Annotated in this window: 16 protein-coding genes; 8 read left to right on the top strand and 8 right to left on the bottom strand. The window is 43.1% G+C overall.

Annotated elements, in window-relative coordinates:
- Positions 1–3 precede the first annotated feature (3 nt).
- From MRY86_RS09475 to MRY86_RS09465, 3 genes are read left to right on the top strand one after another with little or no spacing between them, the layout of a single operon-like run.
- Positions 4–651 (top strand): abortive infection family protein, encoded by a 648-nt coding sequence (locus MRY86_RS09475; RefSeq protein WP_293571351.1) that lies wholly within the window; start codon positions 4–6, stop codon positions 649–651.
- A complete protein-coding gene (locus MRY86_RS09470; RefSeq protein ID WP_293571350.1) occupies positions 648–3,782 on the top strand; it encodes a type I restriction endonuclease subunit R in 3,135 nt (1,044 codons plus the stop codon). Before MRY86_RS09475 ends, MRY86_RS09470 begins: the two co-directional genes overlap by 4 nt.
- A 15-nt stretch (positions 3,783–3,797) precedes the next feature.
- Complete coding sequence (locus MRY86_RS09465; RefSeq protein WP_293571348.1) at positions 3,798–4,664, top strand: restriction endonuclease; 867 nt, start codon at positions 3,798–3,800, stop codon at positions 4,662–4,664.
- Between the two features lie 97 nt (positions 4,665–4,761).
- Here the strand turns inward: MRY86_RS09465 and MRY86_RS09460 are convergent, their stop codons facing one another.
- Complete coding sequence (locus MRY86_RS09460; RefSeq protein WP_293571346.1) at positions 4,762–5,475, bottom strand: endonuclease/exonuclease/phosphatase family protein; 714 nt, start codon at positions 5,473–5,475, stop codon at positions 4,762–4,764.
- An 817-nt stretch (positions 5,476–6,292) separates the two neighbouring features.
- Between MRY86_RS09460 and MRY86_RS09455 the strand changes: the two genes are divergently transcribed.
- On the top strand, positions 6,293–7,201 hold the full coding sequence (locus tag MRY86_RS09455; protein ID WP_293571344.1) for a zincin-like metallopeptidase domain-containing protein: 909 nt from the start codon (positions 6,293–6,295) through the stop codon (positions 7,199–7,201).
- Between the two features lie 193 nt (positions 7,202–7,394).
- On the opposite strand, the gene MRY86_RS09450 is transcribed toward MRY86_RS09455, so the two are convergent.
- The 3 genes from MRY86_RS09450 to MRY86_RS09440 form a co-directional block, all read right to left on the bottom strand.
- Entirely contained in the window at positions 7,395–7,712 is a 318-nt protein-coding gene (locus MRY86_RS09450) for a hypothetical protein (protein WP_293571342.1), read from the bottom strand.
- 532 nt (positions 7,713–8,244) lie between these two features.
- Positions 8,245–8,901 carry a hypothetical protein gene (locus tag MRY86_RS09445; protein ID WP_293571341.1) on the bottom strand — a complete coding sequence of 219 codons (657 nt, stop codon included), beginning with the start codon at positions 8,899–8,901 and terminating at the stop codon, positions 8,245–8,247.
- Between the two features lie 31 nt (positions 8,902–8,932).
- A complete protein-coding gene (locus tag MRY86_RS09440) occupies positions 8,933–10,270 on the bottom strand; it encodes a phage integrase SAM-like domain-containing protein (protein ID WP_293571339.1) in 1,338 nt (445 codons plus the stop codon).
- A 465-nt stretch (positions 10,271–10,735) separates the two neighbouring features.
- On the opposite strand from MRY86_RS09440, the gene MRY86_RS09435 reads away from it, so the two are divergent.
- Positions 10,736–11,020 carry a helix-turn-helix domain-containing protein gene (locus MRY86_RS09435; protein WP_293571338.1) on the top strand — a complete coding sequence of 95 codons (285 nt, stop codon included), beginning with the start codon at positions 10,736–10,738 and terminating at the stop codon, positions 11,018–11,020.
- 278 nt (positions 11,021–11,298) lie between these two features.
- Here the strand turns inward: MRY86_RS09435 and MRY86_RS09430 are convergent, their stop codons facing one another.
- Together MRY86_RS09430 and MRY86_RS09425 are read right to left on the bottom strand one after the other, a co-directional pair.
- Positions 11,299–12,309 carry a replication initiator protein A gene (locus MRY86_RS09430; RefSeq protein WP_293571337.1) on the bottom strand — a complete coding sequence of 337 codons (1,011 nt, stop codon included), beginning with the start codon at positions 12,307–12,309 and terminating at the stop codon, positions 11,299–11,301.
- A 401-nt stretch (positions 12,310–12,710) separates the two neighbouring features.
- Positions 12,711–13,310, bottom strand: a complete 600-nt coding sequence (locus MRY86_RS09425) for a hypothetical protein (RefSeq protein WP_293571335.1) — start codon at positions 13,308–13,310, stop codon at positions 12,711–12,713.
- A gap of 135 nt (positions 13,311–13,445) precedes the next feature.
- On the opposite strand from MRY86_RS09425, the gene MRY86_RS09420 reads away from it, so the two are divergent.
- Positions 13,446–14,435 carry a toprim domain-containing protein gene (locus MRY86_RS09420; RefSeq protein WP_293571334.1) on the top strand — a complete coding sequence of 330 codons (990 nt, stop codon included), beginning with the start codon at positions 13,446–13,448 and terminating at the stop codon, positions 14,433–14,435.
- Between the two features lie 58 nt (positions 14,436–14,493).
- Here MRY86_RS09420 and MRY86_RS09415 read toward each other — a convergent pair whose 3' ends face one another.
- Entirely contained in the window at positions 14,494–14,997 is a 504-nt protein-coding gene (locus tag MRY86_RS09415) for a hypothetical protein (RefSeq protein WP_293571333.1), read from the bottom strand.
- Positions 14,987–15,568 carry a hypothetical protein gene (locus MRY86_RS09410; protein WP_293571331.1) on the bottom strand — a complete coding sequence of 194 codons (582 nt, stop codon included), beginning with the start codon at positions 15,566–15,568 and terminating at the stop codon, positions 14,987–14,989. The genes MRY86_RS09415 and MRY86_RS09410 overlap by 11 nt, the downstream gene beginning before the upstream one ends.
- A 273-nt stretch (positions 15,569–15,841) precedes the next feature.
- Between MRY86_RS09410 and MRY86_RS09405 the strand changes: the two genes are divergently transcribed.
- Positions 15,842–16,153: a hypothetical protein gene (locus MRY86_RS09405; RefSeq protein ID WP_293571329.1), complete on the top strand. Its 312-nt coding sequence runs from the start codon at positions 15,842–15,844 to the stop codon at positions 16,151–16,153.
- Between the two features lie 168 nt (positions 16,154–16,321).
- A complete protein-coding gene (locus MRY86_RS09400) occupies positions 16,322–16,681 on the top strand; it encodes a single-stranded DNA-binding protein (protein ID WP_293571327.1) in 360 nt (119 codons plus the stop codon).
- Positions 16,682–16,703: the final 22 nt, after the last annotated feature.

Below are 16,703 nucleotides of genomic sequence, written 5' to 3'. Positions count from 1 at the left end.
CCTATGATAAAGCTAAAAGGTCTCATTGAACAATATGGCAGGTGGCAACCCTTAGAAGAGTATGTTTTAAGAATAGAAACCTACTTGGAAAGTGACTTCAGTCAATCCGCTGAAAACGCAAAGGCTTTGTTAGAGTCTATTGGAAAAGAGATTTGCTCTCAGAAGCAGGTAGAACTAAGCGCTACAGCCAGTGTCAATAGTGTTCTTAAGAATGCCTTCGCGGCTCTCGGCTATACAAAGACTGATCTAGTTACTCAAGTATCATCAGCCTTAGCTACTATCGGGCAGCAGATGGGTAACTTAAGAAATGAAATAGGTGCTACTGCACATGGACGAACTTTAGAGGAAATTGAACAGCGTAATGATCGAATCGATGAGCTGACTAAAGAATTTTTGATAGAGACTACAGCGATTGTAGCCTGTTTTTTAATACGTAACTTTGAAAATGAGAATCCTAGACTTGTTGCTGAATCACCGGAAGACAAAGTGGATTACTTAGATTGTGAGGATTTCAACCTGTTTTGGGATGAGCTTTACGGAGAATTTCAGATGGGACTATATTCCTACACGGCCAGTGAAATACTTTTTAATGTTGACGACAGCGCATATCTAACTGAATATAAAGCATTCCTTACGGATGAAGAAGAATGAGCAAGATTACTGAAAATATCATTGAGAATTTCTCTATAGAGTTACTAGAGAACCTAGGCTATCAGTATGTCTATGCTCCTGAGATTGCTCCGGACGGAGACAATCCAGAAAGATCAAGTTACGAAGAAGTATTACTCTTAGACCGCCTTCAGAAGGCAGTTGGTAGAATAAACTCCAAAGTTCCTTATGATGCACAGCAAGATGCGATCAAACAAATTCAACGGCTTAAATCGCCAGAACTTATTACCGATAATGAGGCATTTCATCGGCTGTTGACTGAGGGAGTAAAGGTTACTTACGAAAAAGACGGAGACCAACGAGGTGATTACGTATGGCTAATCGATTTTAATAATCCTGAAAATAACGAGTTTGTAGTAGCCAATCAGTTCACGGTAATTGAGAATAACACTAATAAAAGACCTGATGTCATTCTCTTTGTGAACGGTATTCCCCTTGTAGTAATAGAGCTAAAGAATGCTGCGGATGAAAACGCCACAATTAAATCAGCTTTCAGGCAGTTCCAGACTTACAAGGAAACAATCCCTAGCCTCTTTACCTATAATGCCTTTACGGTAATATCTGATGGTTTAGAGGCTAGAGCCGGATCGCTTTCAGCAGGATTTACTCGCTTCATGTCCTGGAAGTCTTCTGACGGTAAAGCTGAAGCCTCTCATCTAGTCAGTCAGCTAGAAACCCTTATTAAAGGGATGCTGAACAAGAGAACCCTTCTCGATCTTGTCAGACACTTTATCGTTTTTGAAAAATCCAAAAAGATAAATGCTAAGACGGGTATTACTTCCATAGAGACAGTCAAGAAACTTGCTGCCTACCATCAGTACTACGCTGTAAATAAAGCTGTCGTGAGCACACAAGAGGCTGCCGCTGCTAATGGTGATGGCAAAGGTGGAGTAGTGTGGCATACTCAAGGTTCCGGGAAGTCTTTGTCGATGGTGTTTTATACCGGAAAGATTGTTCTAAAGCTCGATAACCCCACAATTTTGGTCATTACTGACCGGAACGATCTAGACGATCAGCTCTTTGATACTTTTGCTTCATCTACTCAATTACTTAGACAAGACCCAATACAAGCTGACAATAGAGATCATCTGAAAACTTTGCTAAAGGTCGCTTCTGGTGGCGTAGTATTTACAACCATTCAGAAGTTCCAACCGGAGGAAGGGAACGTCTATGAGCAGTTGTCTGATAGGAAGAACATTATTGTTATAGCCGATGAAGCACACCGAACGCAGTATGGTTTCAAGGCAAAAACTGTAGATGAAAAAGATGACCAAGGAAAAGTCATCGGTCAGAAGGTTGTATATGGCTTCGCTAAATACTTGAGAGATGCTCTTCCAAATGCCACCTATCTAGGATTCACCGGTACACCTATCGAAAGCTCGGACGTAAATACTCCTGCGGTTTTCGGGGACTATGTTGACATATACGATATTGCCCAGGCTGTTGACGATGGTGCGACTGTCCGTATCTATTATGAGAGCCGTTTAGCTAAAGTGTCCTTAACTGATGAAGGAAAAGAGCTGGTAAAGGAATTGGATGAGGAATTAGATGAACTATCTGAAACCCAAAAGGCCAAAGCAAAATGGACTCAGCTTGAAGCTCTTGTTGGGAGTGAGCAGCGCGTCAAGAATATTGCCAAGGACATAGTTTACCATTTTGAGCAAAGACAGGAAGTCTTTGAAGGGAAAGGAATGATCGTGTCGATGTCCAGAAGGATTGCCGTTGACTTATATGAAGCAATTATTGAACTCAAACCGGAATGGCATAGCGACGACCTAGATAAGGGGGTAATAAAGGTGATTATGACTGCCTCTTCTTCAGATGGCCCAAAGATGGCAAAACATCATACGACCAAACAGCAAAGGAGAGTATTAGCTGATCGGATGAAGGATAATGCTGATGAGCTAAAGCTGGTTATAGTAAGAGATATGTGGCTTACCGGATTTGACGCTCCTTCTATGCACACCTTGTACATAGATAAGCCGATGAAAGGGCATAACTTAATGCAAGCTATTGCCCGAGTAAACAGAGTCTACAAAGATAAACCCGGCGGACTTGTTGTTGACTATCTGGGGATTGCATCTGATCTTAAAAAGGCTCTTGCTTTCTATTCAGAAAGTGGTGGAAAAGGAGACCCAACGATTGCACAGGAACAGGCTGTTGAACTGATGCTTGAGAAGATAGAAGTCGTTTCTCAAATGTTCTACGGCTTTCCTTATGAGGAGTACTTTGCTGCTGAAACTTCACAAAAGCTTTCTCTCATTCTTGCTGCCGAGGAACATATCTTATCACTTGAAGATGGTAAGAAAAGATACCTTGATGAGGTGACGGCATTATCAAAAGCGTTCGCGCTTGCTATTCCCCATGAGCAGGCAATGGACGCAAAGGATGAGGTTGCTTTCTTTCAGGCTGTAAAGGCAAGACTCGCAAAGTTTGACGCAACTGGACAAGGCAAGTCGAATGAGGAAATCGAGACCGCTATTAAGCAAGTTATTGATAAGGCTTTAGTCTCGGAAAAAGTTATCGACGTATTTGATGCTGCTGGTATCAAAAAGCCTGACATATCAATATTATCAGACGATTTCCTAATGGAAATTAAAGGGATGCAACATCAGAATGTTGCTTTGGAAACACTCAGAAAACTTCTTAACGATGAGATAAAAGTTAGGGCGAAGAAGAACCTCATCCAGAGTAAGTCTCTTTCTGATATGCTAGAGAACTCAATTAAGAAATACCAGAATAAGGTTCTTACCGCTGCTGAAGTTATTCAGGAGCTTATTAAACTTGCTAAAGAGATTAAGGACGCTGAACGAAGAGGCGAAAAACTTAATTTGTCAGAAGACGAGCTTGCTTTCTATGATGCGCTAGAGATAAATGATAGTTCCGTAAAGGTATTAGGAGATGACACCCTACGTGATATTGCCAGAGAGCTAGTCGAAAAGGTTAGGAGAAATGCTACAATAGACTGGACTATTAAAGAAAGTGTCAGAGCAAAGCTTCGAGTACTTGTCAAGCGCACCTTGAGGAAATACGGCTACCCTCCCGATAAGCAGGCAAAGGCTACAGAAACAGTTCTTAAGCAGGCAGAATTACTTGCCAATTATTGGAATTAGCTTAGAGAAGGTAATATGGCAAAAAAAACTAAACGAGCAGAATTTACAAAATGGTTTGGCCCTTTACTTGATGCCTTAAGAGATCTTGGCGATTCTGGTAAACCACGTGAAGTTTCTTCAAAAATTGCCGAGAACCTTAATTTGTCCGATGAGATTCTTGATGAAGTTTTAGGTAGCGGTCAAAATAAATTTCACAATCAAGTTGCATGGGCTCGCCAATATCTGGTTTGGGAAGGGTTATTAGATTCATCTGTTCGTGGAACCTGGAAACTTACAGAAAAAGGGAAATCCGCAAAAGTTACTGAAGAGCAAGCAGTCAAAATATGCAAGAAGTGGGTTAAGATTAATCAGAAAGCAAGAAAAGATTCCTTAGACAAGGAAGTCGTTAACAAAAAGGAGGAAAGCTTTCCTGAAGATTTTGAAATTTCCAATGATCTTCTTTTCATTCTTCAAAGCCTTAGCCCTTTAGGATTTGAAAAAGTCTGCCGAGAATTACTTAGAGAGCACGGTTTTGAGAATGTCTATATCACAGGAGGTTCAAGGGATGGAGGTATTGACGGGTATGGAACACTAGAAATAAATCCTTTTGTGAGTTTCAAAGTTTTGTTCCAATGCAAAAGATATAAGGGTAGTGTTTCTAGAGCCATGGTAGGGGATTTTAGAAATGCCATGATAGGAAGAGCAGATAAAGGCATTATTCTTACAACTGGTACATTCACAAATGAGGCGGTGAAAGAAGCTAATCGAGAAGGAGCACCACAAATTGAGCTTGTTGATGGAAATAAGCTTGTTGAAATGTTTGAAAAGGTTGAGCTGGGTCTCAAGCCTAAAACGGTATATGAAGTTGATCTTAGTTACTTTAACAAATTTATTGACGATTAAATTGAATTAATTATTTCACACCCTCATGCTTTAGGTATCGACTTGGCAGAACTCTACTTTATTTTTTTAGCTGCTATGATTCTCCATCTGATAAAGACTATTCGAAAATTATCTCAATTGGCATATGGTCACTCAATTTAATCCATTTAGGATAGTCTCCAATTCTGAATTTTTTTACCCGGGTGAATAGGCCTGTTTTATAAAAGCTGTAGTCAATATGATATGGCTTTGCTTTGTTTCTTTGAAGATAAAATGTAGGCGTTGATTCTTTCCCTAAGGGTTCATCATTCTGATGATGATAGATGCTTATATAGCCTTTCTTTTTCAAATAGTTGTATGTCTGAGTAAGGTTTCCAGATAGATTCGTTGCATTATCCCAAATCTTATTCCAGTTGAAATCACCAATTATAATCGATTTTTCTTTCAATTCTTCATGATAGTAATTCAGACTACTCCAAACTTGGCCAATATATCTTTGAGACCAATTTGATTTGTTTCCCATTGCCCAAATTGCAAATAAATTGAAATTGAAACAGCCCGTTACCTTCACAGGAATGACATATTTGTATGATGGATCATGTCTAGTAAGTTTTTCTAGCTTTATATCCTGATTAAAAGAAAATACTCCTATCCCCTTATTTAAGTTGTCCCCATACCATATGTAATTATTAGGGGATGGCATCAATTTTCCAAACTTAAGTTTATCTGGATGTTCACATTCCTGGATGACTACAATATCTGGGTCAGAGGCAAGAATTGGCTCGAACTTTTTTCTAAATGCCATTTGGCAATTCCAAGAAATTATCTTCATTCACAAAATAATTTTTTGTAGAAAATAGGGAGAAGCATTACTAAAGACAAGCTAAGTTTAAAGATGGTCTCTCTCATGGTCTCTATTTCAGCCTAGCTTGAGTGGAGGCGTCCACTACTCCGCGTTCGCTCCGAACCTGCGGTTTATGCCATGTGGCAAGCCGTTACCACCCCTGAGCCGCCTACTAGACAATTTTCACCCCTCCTCAAGCTCCCCCTAAACTGTCACGGTTTTAGCTTAAAAACCGCTGCCAGTTCAGGAACCAAGGGAGCGTCGTCAGCGTGATGGTCGACTTCGTAAATCTGCTTGTGTCGCGTCCTGCCACCGCCTTGTTTCCGGTCTCCTCCCATTCCTTCGTCTAAGGAAGCTACGCCCTGCAATATAGAAAAGGGTCGCTTTGCTTTCAGGACGATTTTTTGTTCGTACCTCTCAAATAATAGCCCCTCACCCTTGTCGATATTTTGTTCTCCGCTGCCATGACTGCGTAACGGGAGGATACCTCATTTACAAGGCTTGATCTCGGGCAGAACGCTCAAATCAAGCCGATTTCCTCCGCTCCCGGATCGGGAGTTTCCTTTTTACCGAAGGCCGTAAGGCACTTAAACAATTCAAATCACATGGCAGCAAATAGAAACATACCGAACAGACTAACACAAGGGGACTAACTCCCCTCGAATCACTAGGGGTATCCCCGCTTTTCGGCAGTGCCTGCAAAACGGGTGATTCCCCTCCCCTAGACCATTCTCACCCCTGTGAATCCTCGCCGGAAAGGCAGAAGGGGTAAACCCTTATTACTCAATCTAAAAGGAATTAGAACATGACTAAGCGCACACAAAGAACTCAAAAGGTCGACATTTATCAAGAACTGACCGACCGTATTATTCGCAAAATCGAAGCAGGTGTTAAGCCTTGGCAGCCAACTTGGAGCCGCTACGGTCTTGCACGTAATGCCGCCACAGGGCATATTTACAGCGGAGTAAATGCCTTTATCCTCAATCTATTCTGTGAGCATCCGATTCCCTACTATATGAGCTTTAAGCAAGCCAAAGCGATGGGCGGCAACATCAAGAAGGGAGCCAAAGCCGAACGGGTCTATTTTTATAAATCCTATTACAAGGATGAGAGCGGGAAGAACATCAACGCGGAGCAAGCGCAGGCCATTAACGAAATGGGCGGAGAAACGCAGCGCATCGCCTTTTTGAAATTCTACCACGTTTTTAATATCGCAGATGTGGAAGGCGTAGAAGTAGAAACGCCGGAAATCACCCTCACCCCGCACGAGAGAATAGCAGCTTGTGAGGCAGTTGTAGATGGTTATCAGAACGCCCCCGTGCTAGTACACGAGAACGCCGACCAAGCTTATTATGCTCCCAGCTCGGACAAACTCAATATGCCGCAGCTTGAGCAATTCAAGACCCCCGAAGCGTACTATCTGACCCTCTTCCACGAGATGACCCACAGCACCGGCCACGAAAGCAGGTTGAACCGTGAGGGCATCACCAAACCCGCCAAGTTTAAGAGCGAGCGATACAGCCGCGAGGAACTGATAGCGGAAATGGGAGCCGCCTTTTTAGCAGGTCATACGGGTATTGATGGAGACGACGAAATAGACAATAGTGCCGCCTATCTGGAAGGATGGCTAAAGGTACTGAAGGAGGATAATAAACTCATCTTTAAAGCCGCCGCAGATGCTCAGAAAGCAGTTGACCACATTCTAGGAAAGTAAGGCATCCAGGGGCGGCAGACCATCCGCCCCGCCTTCCCTGTTTCGGTCGCGTATCACTTTTTTGTGAAGTGGCGCGGCCGCCTAGCGGCGGCGGTATAGGCTTGCTCTAAATAAAATTCCGTAGCAGCTCGTCGCATACTACGGAATTCTATCTGACGCAGGTCTCTTTTGTGAGAAAAGCAAATCCTCCGTTCTAACTTCGGCTTGTGCTTTTCCGGTCAGACATAGCTCGCTTGAGCCTGTTGATCTTATGCTTATTGCGGAAATCCAATAACTCAGCCCTTGCATATCGCTTCTCTTTCATGTGGTGGTAAACGGTAAAATGCCCTTCATTGACTAAATAGCGGAGTTGCTTCGAGCACATACCGAGTAGTCGGCAGGCGGTGCCGGTACTAACCAGGTCATCTTCCCCGATAACCCGCTGTACTTCTTCATTGACCGCTTCAAATTCTTCGCGGATCATTTCCCGCAAAATCTCCTTTAACTGGTGCGGGGTAATAGAGTGTAACATGACGTTGTTTTCCATAATATTCTGATTGTTTTTGATGAATTTATCGCAATCTATGGAAAACCAATATTAGACGCAAGTAACTGAAAATCAGTAAATAGTGGTTCAATTTGACATCAAATGATACCATATGACATCGTTAAATTTTGGTTCTGAAACCATCTGTCACCAAGTGGGATAATCTGGGAAATTCCGAAAAGGGGCTAAAACGCCAAACTTTAACAGTTTTTAACATTTTAGCCCCAGATTTATAGAGAAAGATCGAGCGGTTCGGCTAATAAAAGGTGCCGCAGTAGGCGCACCATCTGAAACCTTCTTTTATTGTCAGTAGCCGATTTAAGCGTAGTTTGGTGAGGTGCTTTTCCCTGTTCTTCCCGTTTCCTATTCTTCTCTAGAGAATTCAGGTATCGCTCCTTAAAGCGTTTTTCGAGCCTAGAAAGATTATGCTGTAGATAGGAGTCATCTTTATCCAGTTCTACACCGTAGAAAATCAAGGGCTTGTTCAGCCCCCCGTCCGAAGGATCGACGGAGGGCTTTATGCGTTTCCCTCCAAAAGCCCTTTTAGTTCTGATAGATGCTTTGCCAGCTCTTTTTCCTCTTTGGAAGGTTGAGGCTGTTCCTCTTTCGGTTCAGGAAGGGATTTTATTTCTTCGTCCTGCTCTGTCCCTATTCCTTTGATGAAATTATTCAGGTCGTTTTTGGCGGTATAAAATTGTCTCACCTGTTGCCATCTTTCCTGATCTTGGAATAGCTCCATCTGAGTAGAAAAGATGGTCTCCCTAAGTATCATTATCTCGATCACCCAGCCAATAAGCATGAGCGTACAGACGGATACTATCCAAGAAACACCAAAGGGATAAAGTACAAGGCAAGCTTCCGCTATGGAGAGCAATAGCAATACAGTTGCGGCAATGATACCGAATGAGAACCTTCCCTGAATATGAGCAGGGTTTAGCTGGAAGAAGAAGACCAGCGTTCCCCTTCCCGCTTGTATGGCCAGCGGCACCAGGAAGGCAGCTATGGTGAAGCCGATATTGGGAGCATTCTGAGTATGAAAGATGCCCATGATAATAGCTGAAATAAGATAAGTAGCAATGAGCAGCCCGAAACTGAGTCTGGGCAATATGGAGCGCAGCCGCTTTATCGACCTGCTGAAATCATCATTGATGAGAGTGTTATTTGAATCTTTCATTTCTTTTTTCTTTTCAAGAGCACTGAAATAATTAGCCGTTCACGATCCGTAGGTCGGAGCCGTGCCGATAAGTACCGGCCTGTTTTTGTTGCATTATCTGAAGAGCTATTTCTTCGGCATTCATCTCGCCGTCTATGCCGATATATTTCCTTAGCTGTGACTCGGTAGCATGACCGGTCATCGGCATGATCTGGGCAAGACTGTAGCCCATGCGGTATAGGTTGGTAGCAAAACTTCTGCGGCAGATGTGAGAAGAGACCAGCTCGTATTTGGGCGCGAAGGACTTCTTAACTGTAGCCTTACGCCCGATATACTGCTCTACTACGAGCAGGCGTTCATCGAAGCCCGCCAGCTCGCAAAGCTGCTTTAGTCCGTCATTGAACTTCTGCATCGACATTTTGGGAGTAGCGTAATCGTTACGCTCCAAAACAGGAAGTAGCCAGGGAAAGAGATTGACGGGTACTTTGACCGGTGTATCGGTCTTAGTCGAGATGACCGAAAGAATGGTCACACCTTTTAAGGTGCGGTAGAAGTGATCCTGACTGTAGCGCGAAAAGTCGCTCCATCGTTGTCCCGTCCCTGCCCCGATCAGACATATATCTCTGACCTTAGCAAGAAAGCCTGCCAGTTTCATTTCGGCGAGAATGCCGAGTTCATCATGGGAAAGCGTTACCAGTTGTCCTTCTGCTTTCTTCTTCGAGACAACCCACCCTTCCCCGAGATAATCAGTATGGGAATGGAGTTTCTTTCGTCGCGCCCGCTCCAAAAATTGCCGCAGGACTTTCAGCGTCTTATTGCCGTATTCTAATTGAGCATCCTGCTTCGCTAACCAGTCGATCAGCTCTAAGCGGAAATTCCAGTCTACATCCTCGTAAGTAAAGCCGCGAGTACCATATACATCGGCGGCAAACTTCTTCAGCCGACCGGCATGTAGCTCGAAGACCTTCCAGCTACCACGCTTCATCTTTGCAGCTTTCATTTCGGCTACTTCGAGGTCGAGGAACTCTAGGAATGTTGGTCTAGTGTCAGGATCGGATTTTAAAGGCTCAGGAGTTTCCATTTTGCCTGTTTTGATGTCCAACTCCGTTTTAAAAGCTTCTGTCGAAATTTGGCCATATTCCGTAGCGATAAAAATATCTATGCAATAGGTCGCCAGATCATCCAACTTGCGTTTGATGACGAACAGGTCGTTCCTTCGCTCTCTGGCGAAAGGACGTTGCGCCCTACTATCCCAATCTTGAGGATTAATATTGAGACCAGTGGAGTATTGGAGCCGTTTACCCTTGTACCGGAAAACAAGGAAGATTAGCGTTTCCGAATCGGCGTTCGGAGCTTTGAGGTTGAATCTTGGTTTTGGTAATTTGCCCATATTTTTTTGGGTTTACCACCAAAATATTCTAACCAAAGCCTTAATTCCTAGCAGTCGTTTTAGCAGTCGTCAGTGTTCCAGTCTTTTCCGCCATGCTGGACGTTTTTGCTTAAAAACGGCTTAAATCTGCCATTTTATCAGCAAATAACCGGAAAACCTCGTATAATTGCATTGATATGTGGACCTAGTGGGTCTACAAAAAAGCGAATGCTCGTCTTGAATATCAACGCTTTACGAATTTAGATTCAGCAGCGTTGACAAATGAGTTGACGTTTTGATGAGAATTTATCGAAAAATTGGCTAGGCCTTGTGCCTAGCCTTTTTTGTTTGTATTACTTGCAAGGTACGGATTTTACGTCTCTTATGTTAGTAACACACTTTGCCCTACCTGCCTGAATAGCTCGGGAATTTTACTCACATGGGGCTTTTTACTATCTTTATTCGTGAGCTTATATACCTAAATAAATGGCAGAACAATCGGCAAAACTTCTGGAAATCTGTTTAGAAAATCCTTTGCTAAAAAATTTGGTGAAGGCACTGGCGGCTGAGCTAAGAACGGGTAGCGATGAAGAAGGTGATTGGATCACAGCTAAAGAGGCTATGGCTATATTACAGATAACATCGGCCACGACATTGAAGAAATATAGAGACCAGAATGAGATCAAGTATAGTGCACCGCCTGGAATGAAGCATATCTTCTATAGCAAAACTTCCATCCTTGAATTTTTAGAAAGAAAATCTAACCGTTAAGATTATGGCTTCAATGGATGAATCTTTGTTAGAAGGGTTTAACGCCGGGTATATTATACAGAAGCACCGTCCCGATTTAGCAGATAGCCTAACGGACGCCGTTAGGGGTAACCAGGATGAGTTCTTTCAAGGCTTGGTAGCTGGGAGTGAGCAGTACGCTAAAGAGCGCACCCAGTCTAAAACCATTAGTAAACTCCGAGATACTAGCAGACAAATTCCCCGGCCTACTCAGAAAGGTAAGGATAGCCCCAATAAGGGCTTTGAACTAGATCGTTAGCCTATGGCCTTTCCCGCAACTTCTTCTTCACAAAGTTGATAAACGCTCCATCCACATTTTTAGGGCGAAAGTCTTTCATGAGCTGGTGTGAGAATTGCCTATGCAGCTCATCAAATGACCAGCCGGTAGAGGCATTTTCTACCATCTCTCTTGCCTTTTGCAAAGTGTCTCGCTTGATACTTGGTATATCATCCAGTCCCAACTTTGACTGTTGTCTTTTGCCGAATCGGACAATATCCTCTTTGGTGAGGTGAAGCCAGTAATCCGGTAAATGGTCGTCCTTTTCAATTTGACGGATGAAAAAGCGAAATTTCTTGAGCGTGGAGGTAGAGCCGGTTTTCTCCTTTAATCTTCCTAGTGAAATTTCCCATTGCTCTTTACGACCACAATGCTTACGAGCTATTTCATATAATCTTCTTTCCAGTGCCTTGCCTAAGCGAAAATAGTCGCGGTTGATAGTGAGGACTTCCTTACCAAGAATAGAGTTATAGAACCATTCAGAAAGCGTGACTTCCAATCTTACCATTCTGTCTTTGACCCTACTGCTTTCGATGATGCGGTAGCTCTCAATTAGGCCGAAAGCACTGGTTACTTCAGCGCGGTTGGTCTTGATGTTGGTTTTAATACTGACGCCCTTCAGCCGATCCAAAGCTTTTTTCAGCAGCGCATACCCTTCCCCACTAGTTTTGCGATTAGTAGCTACCAATAAGTCATGAGATGAAATACGAAGTGTACGTGGAGGCAAATCATTATTGTTAATTTGCTCCATCAAAAGTGATCCGCAGTATAACAACACATCTTTATCAAAGATCGTAGGCAGGCCGTCGGTAGTCGGTTTTATAGTGATTGAGATATTACCATGCTGGTAGTATAGATTTCTGAAGTCTCGCTTCTTAGACAGGCTAAATAATGGATGCTCCATCGAAGCCATATCGTCCTTGAATGGAAGGCTGTCAAAGATGTCGGCAATGAAGAAGTCTTTGTTGGGGTGTCGCTCCGGTATGAGTGGCAAGTTGCTTTGGGAATGGTTAGTCACAATACGCTCTTCGTCATTTCAGGAACCAGCATATCCTGAGTAAAATCCAATGCAAGCCTTTTCGTCATTTCAGGAACCGAAGAGAATGAAAACCGTTCGTCATTTTAAGAACTTCCACTCGTCATTTCAGGAACCACCGTTCGTCACTTTAGGAACCTCCATACGTCATTTTAGGAACCCTTCTTTTGATGAGATGTAGGATTGATGGGCTTTTCAGAAAGGTTTTTCCGACCGTAACACTACTCTAACTCACTATATAACGTAGTTATAACACTAGCGATAGCAGCGAGTGCTTCGCACGAATGAAGTGAAAAGGAATTCGCTGATGCGAATCAGTTTGAAGATTGCTATTGAAAGCAAAAAAAGAACTAGCAGAGCTAGACAAAGACATAAGCAATAGCAATCAATGCTGATACCATTAGAACTGCCAGGGTGAAGAACTTCAGTACGTCTTTGATCTCGGTGGCCAATGATGGCTTTTCAGGTTTAGCTTTTTCGGATGGCTTACGATGATCTTCCAGCAGTCTAGTTTGTTGAGAAAGCGTTTTTGTTAGCTCAGACACCTGTTGTTGGAGCATATGCTCTCTATTTTCCGACTTACCATCTCGTTCATTGGCTTCGCGGCGTTCTCGTAAACGTTCCTCTTTCTCCTTTTCTAACTGGGCTTCCAACGTCTCGACTTTCTGCTGTAAAAGCAAGGCATTTGGCGTATTTCTGCCTGTATTCGATTGTGCTTTTGCACTGTGTGCGGTGATTGTATTTGGGGTATTCCCTTTGCTGGCTAAGACATTTTTTACTCGATCTGGGAATGCACGTTGTAGTTCTACAAAACGAATGATCTTATTCCCGACCTCATCTTTCTCAAAAGAGATACTGTCCTTTCCCGTGGTTTTTGTCCGCCTGTTTATGGTACTCCGTGATTTGAATCCGAGTAACTCCGTAGCCTCTGAAACCGTATATTTTTCCTTTACTTCCATCTGTATTCTCCTATGCAATTAAACTGTGTCGAATACAGCTATTGTATTCCTGGGTTTTCCATAGCGCAAGAGCTATTTAAGCTTGCTTCCATCTCTAATACTCGTTAGGTTGATGGTGTTACTTGAGTGTATACCATGCAACCGAAAATCATCTACAATAGCCAATGGGCGAAAGAGAATATATCCATACCGGAGTTACTTAGTTGCTTTGGGCATGAACCTGTGAGCAGGTCAAAGAACGGTAACGAGCATTGGTACATATCCCCGTTTCGCTATGAGCAAGAACCAAGTTTCCACACTTCCTATCTCGGAGATAAATGGATATGGAATGACTTTGGTCGGGGCGACGTAAAAGGTAACGGAACGGTGCTGGGCTTTTTACAACTACACGAAATGGTTGGAATCAGTGAGGCGTTGCAAATCCTCAAAAACTTGTTTCCCTACCGTGGTACTCCGGTAAGCTTTGATACGATCAGGAAGCTTCCTCTTTTCAAAGACGTGGTCATCGAAAAATCACCACAATCCAAGAAGCCTGAAACGCTTGTAATTGAATCGGTAAACGAGAAGGTTTGGGACAAGAATCTGATTGGGTATTTGGCAGGAGAGCGTTGTATCAATCACAAACTAGCCCTGCCGTATTTGGTGTACATAGAATACACGAATGCACAGACGGGGAAATCTTATCAAACCCTTGGTTTTGCTAATGAGTCGGGTGATTATGAGTGCCGCGATAAGTATTTCAAAGGGATACTAAAAGCACCGGATACTCCTGACAGAAATACAGCAAAAGACATTAGCTTTATTCCTGGAACGGAAGAAAAAAGGGTAGCCGTTTTTGAGGGCTTCATGGATTTCCTAACGGTGTTGACCATCAAGAATGTCCCTGTCCTTCCAGTTGATGTAGTGGTGCTGAATATGGTCAATATGAGACGGCGGGCGATAGATTTTATCCGTTCACAAAACTATCGTTCCGTCTATACATTTTTCGACAATGATAGTGCAGGGGAGAAAACAACTCAACTATTTGTGGAAGAACTCGGGGACAAAGTTCGACCACAAAACCACTTATATGGAGGGTACAAGGATTACAATCAATACTGGCAAGAACAGCAGAAAAGTTCTTAGTTTTTTCTTTTCAATAGCAAATCATCATAGTAGAACGGCAAACAGGACAGGGCGGGTATTATTCCTCTCCACCATTATTTAGATCATTAGCTAAATCCTCAACATACCAGTCGGGGTTTTCAAAGATGGTTTCGACATCAGCTTTAAAAACTTTATAGTCGAAAGGGCCGATAAATTCTTCTTCGTGTTCAGCAATAGTATTGATGCCTGCTAGCAGTGCTTTCTCCATTAGTTTAATGACGGCTTTCTTATCGCCCGCAAGGACTTCCTGATACGGCAAGCGTATGCCGATGTCCACACTAGCTTTTTCGGGGTAGTAATCACTGCCGACCCAATTAGAGAAATTTGGAGTAAGTTTTTCTAAAATAACAAAGGTGAAGTAGAAGTCGGTAATACCTTCACCGTACTTGCTAAGGTCGATTTCTTGACGTAGCACCTTTAAGAAGAGACCTGGGTCTGCCTTTGGATATAGCTCGTGCCAAATCCGACCAGAGATAAATATGTGCTGTTCACCAGCCTTATCCTGTATCTCCGCTGTTATATGTTCTTGACTAAGTGTCATATTTGTTTCCTGGTGGTCGTGACAAAATAACGTCGCGTGCTGAAGCTTCGGGCAATAAGGGGTAATTATAGATCAGCCTTTTTTCTTCTTTCAGGCATTCGCTGTAAGTACCATAGAACATCGGAAGAAATAACAAATTGGGGGCTCCATAGTTTCCTCCGGGGTATCGCTCGGCTTCTCCTTTGCGGGTTACGCCGTATTTCCAGACGTTGCCTTTGTATAAATATATGACCTTCAGCCCAAACGGACAAGAGAGGCAGGGATATTCGCCGTCGATTGTCGCAACGAGCGCGTATTGAGTAGCATTATCAATCTCTTCGAGTTCCTTTGCCAGCTTAGCCTGCCTTTCTGGAGATAAGGCAATATCCCCTTCAGGTGTTTCAATAATTCCCGGCGCAGTCTTTTTACCGCTATTGTAAATATGATAAGTGGAGACTAGGGTAAGGCCAAATAGTAATACAATGATCCATTTGAAGCCTTTGGGCGAGTTGCCACTTTGCTTCCGAAAAGCGACATGGAGCTTGCCCTTGGAATGGGATCTCCAGTTCGTTGAAGAAGAAGAGGTAGACATGGGTTGTTTGACTGGTAAACAGCAATCAAAGCTAGGATAAATTGGTGATAAACGGCCAAAGAATTTGCCTTAAAAATCAAGGTTTTATGCTAAGGGTTTCACCCTCGCGCCTAGCAATAAAAATAGGCTGCGACCGTGTTGTGAGCCAAAGGCTCACTGCCCGCACCACTCTCGCCGATTTTTCTTTGCAGTTGCTACCCCATCCTCGCCGGAAGGCAGAAGGGTATAGCGAGATCGCTATAACCCTTTAATAACAACTAATGGAGGTTTTAAATGCCTATTACTAAATGTTTGAATTGTGGAAATAATTACCAATGGGATTGGGAAGAAGCATTTGACAAGTTCGGTTTCGGAGATGGGGACGGACAAATTGAGACTTACCGAGTGCAGGAAGTTTTGCAAAGCGCAGGTTACGAAGTAGAATCCGATCAATGGGGGCTTCACAATATCGTAATCAGTTCAATCAAAAAAGACGGGCTGGAGCTAATGCCTGATGAAGGTGCAGGCTTTACCATCGGTTTCGACTGCCCTAGGAAATATCTACCCCAAGAGATTATCAATTTACTGGATGAGGAGCTTCAGTAATGGCAGGTAGTCAAAAAGAGGAGCATAAAATTAAATGGGAAGATATCCCTATCAACCGAGAAGAAAGTATGCAGGAGACACTATTCTAATCCTTGCAAACTTGAAAGTTTTCCTTGCTTGATGCCAAAGGCAAGGTATTTTATCAATCCTAATAAAAGGAGAATAATCATGGCATATAACAATACAGTAAAACTAATCGGCAATCTGGGAGCAGAAGCTAAGGTCATAGAAGGAGAACATAAAACCTTTGCAGCTCTTCGTCTAGCAACTACCGATTCCTATAAGGATAAAGAAACGGAGGAATGGAAAGACAAGGCATCGGTTTGGCATGATGTCATCGTGTTCGCCCCTGCCCTAATTGAAGAGGTGAAAGCCTACAAGAAAGGAGTCAGACTGGAGATTGACGGTAGTCTTTCTTACCGTGAGTTTCTGGTTAGCGTAGACGGAAAGGAAGTGACGAAGCGTGAAGCTTCTGTTCTTGCTCATAAGATACAGCAAGCACCCCTAGTGAAAAAAGAATCCGCCTAAACGCCGATTTCGAGGGCTTCGG

Source organism: Phaeodactylibacter sp. (assembly GCF_022763345.1).
GTDB lineage: Bacteria > Bacteroidota > Bacteroidia > Chitinophagales > Saprospiraceae > Phaeodactylibacter.
This window is presented reverse-complemented; position numbering and strand designations above follow the sequence as displayed.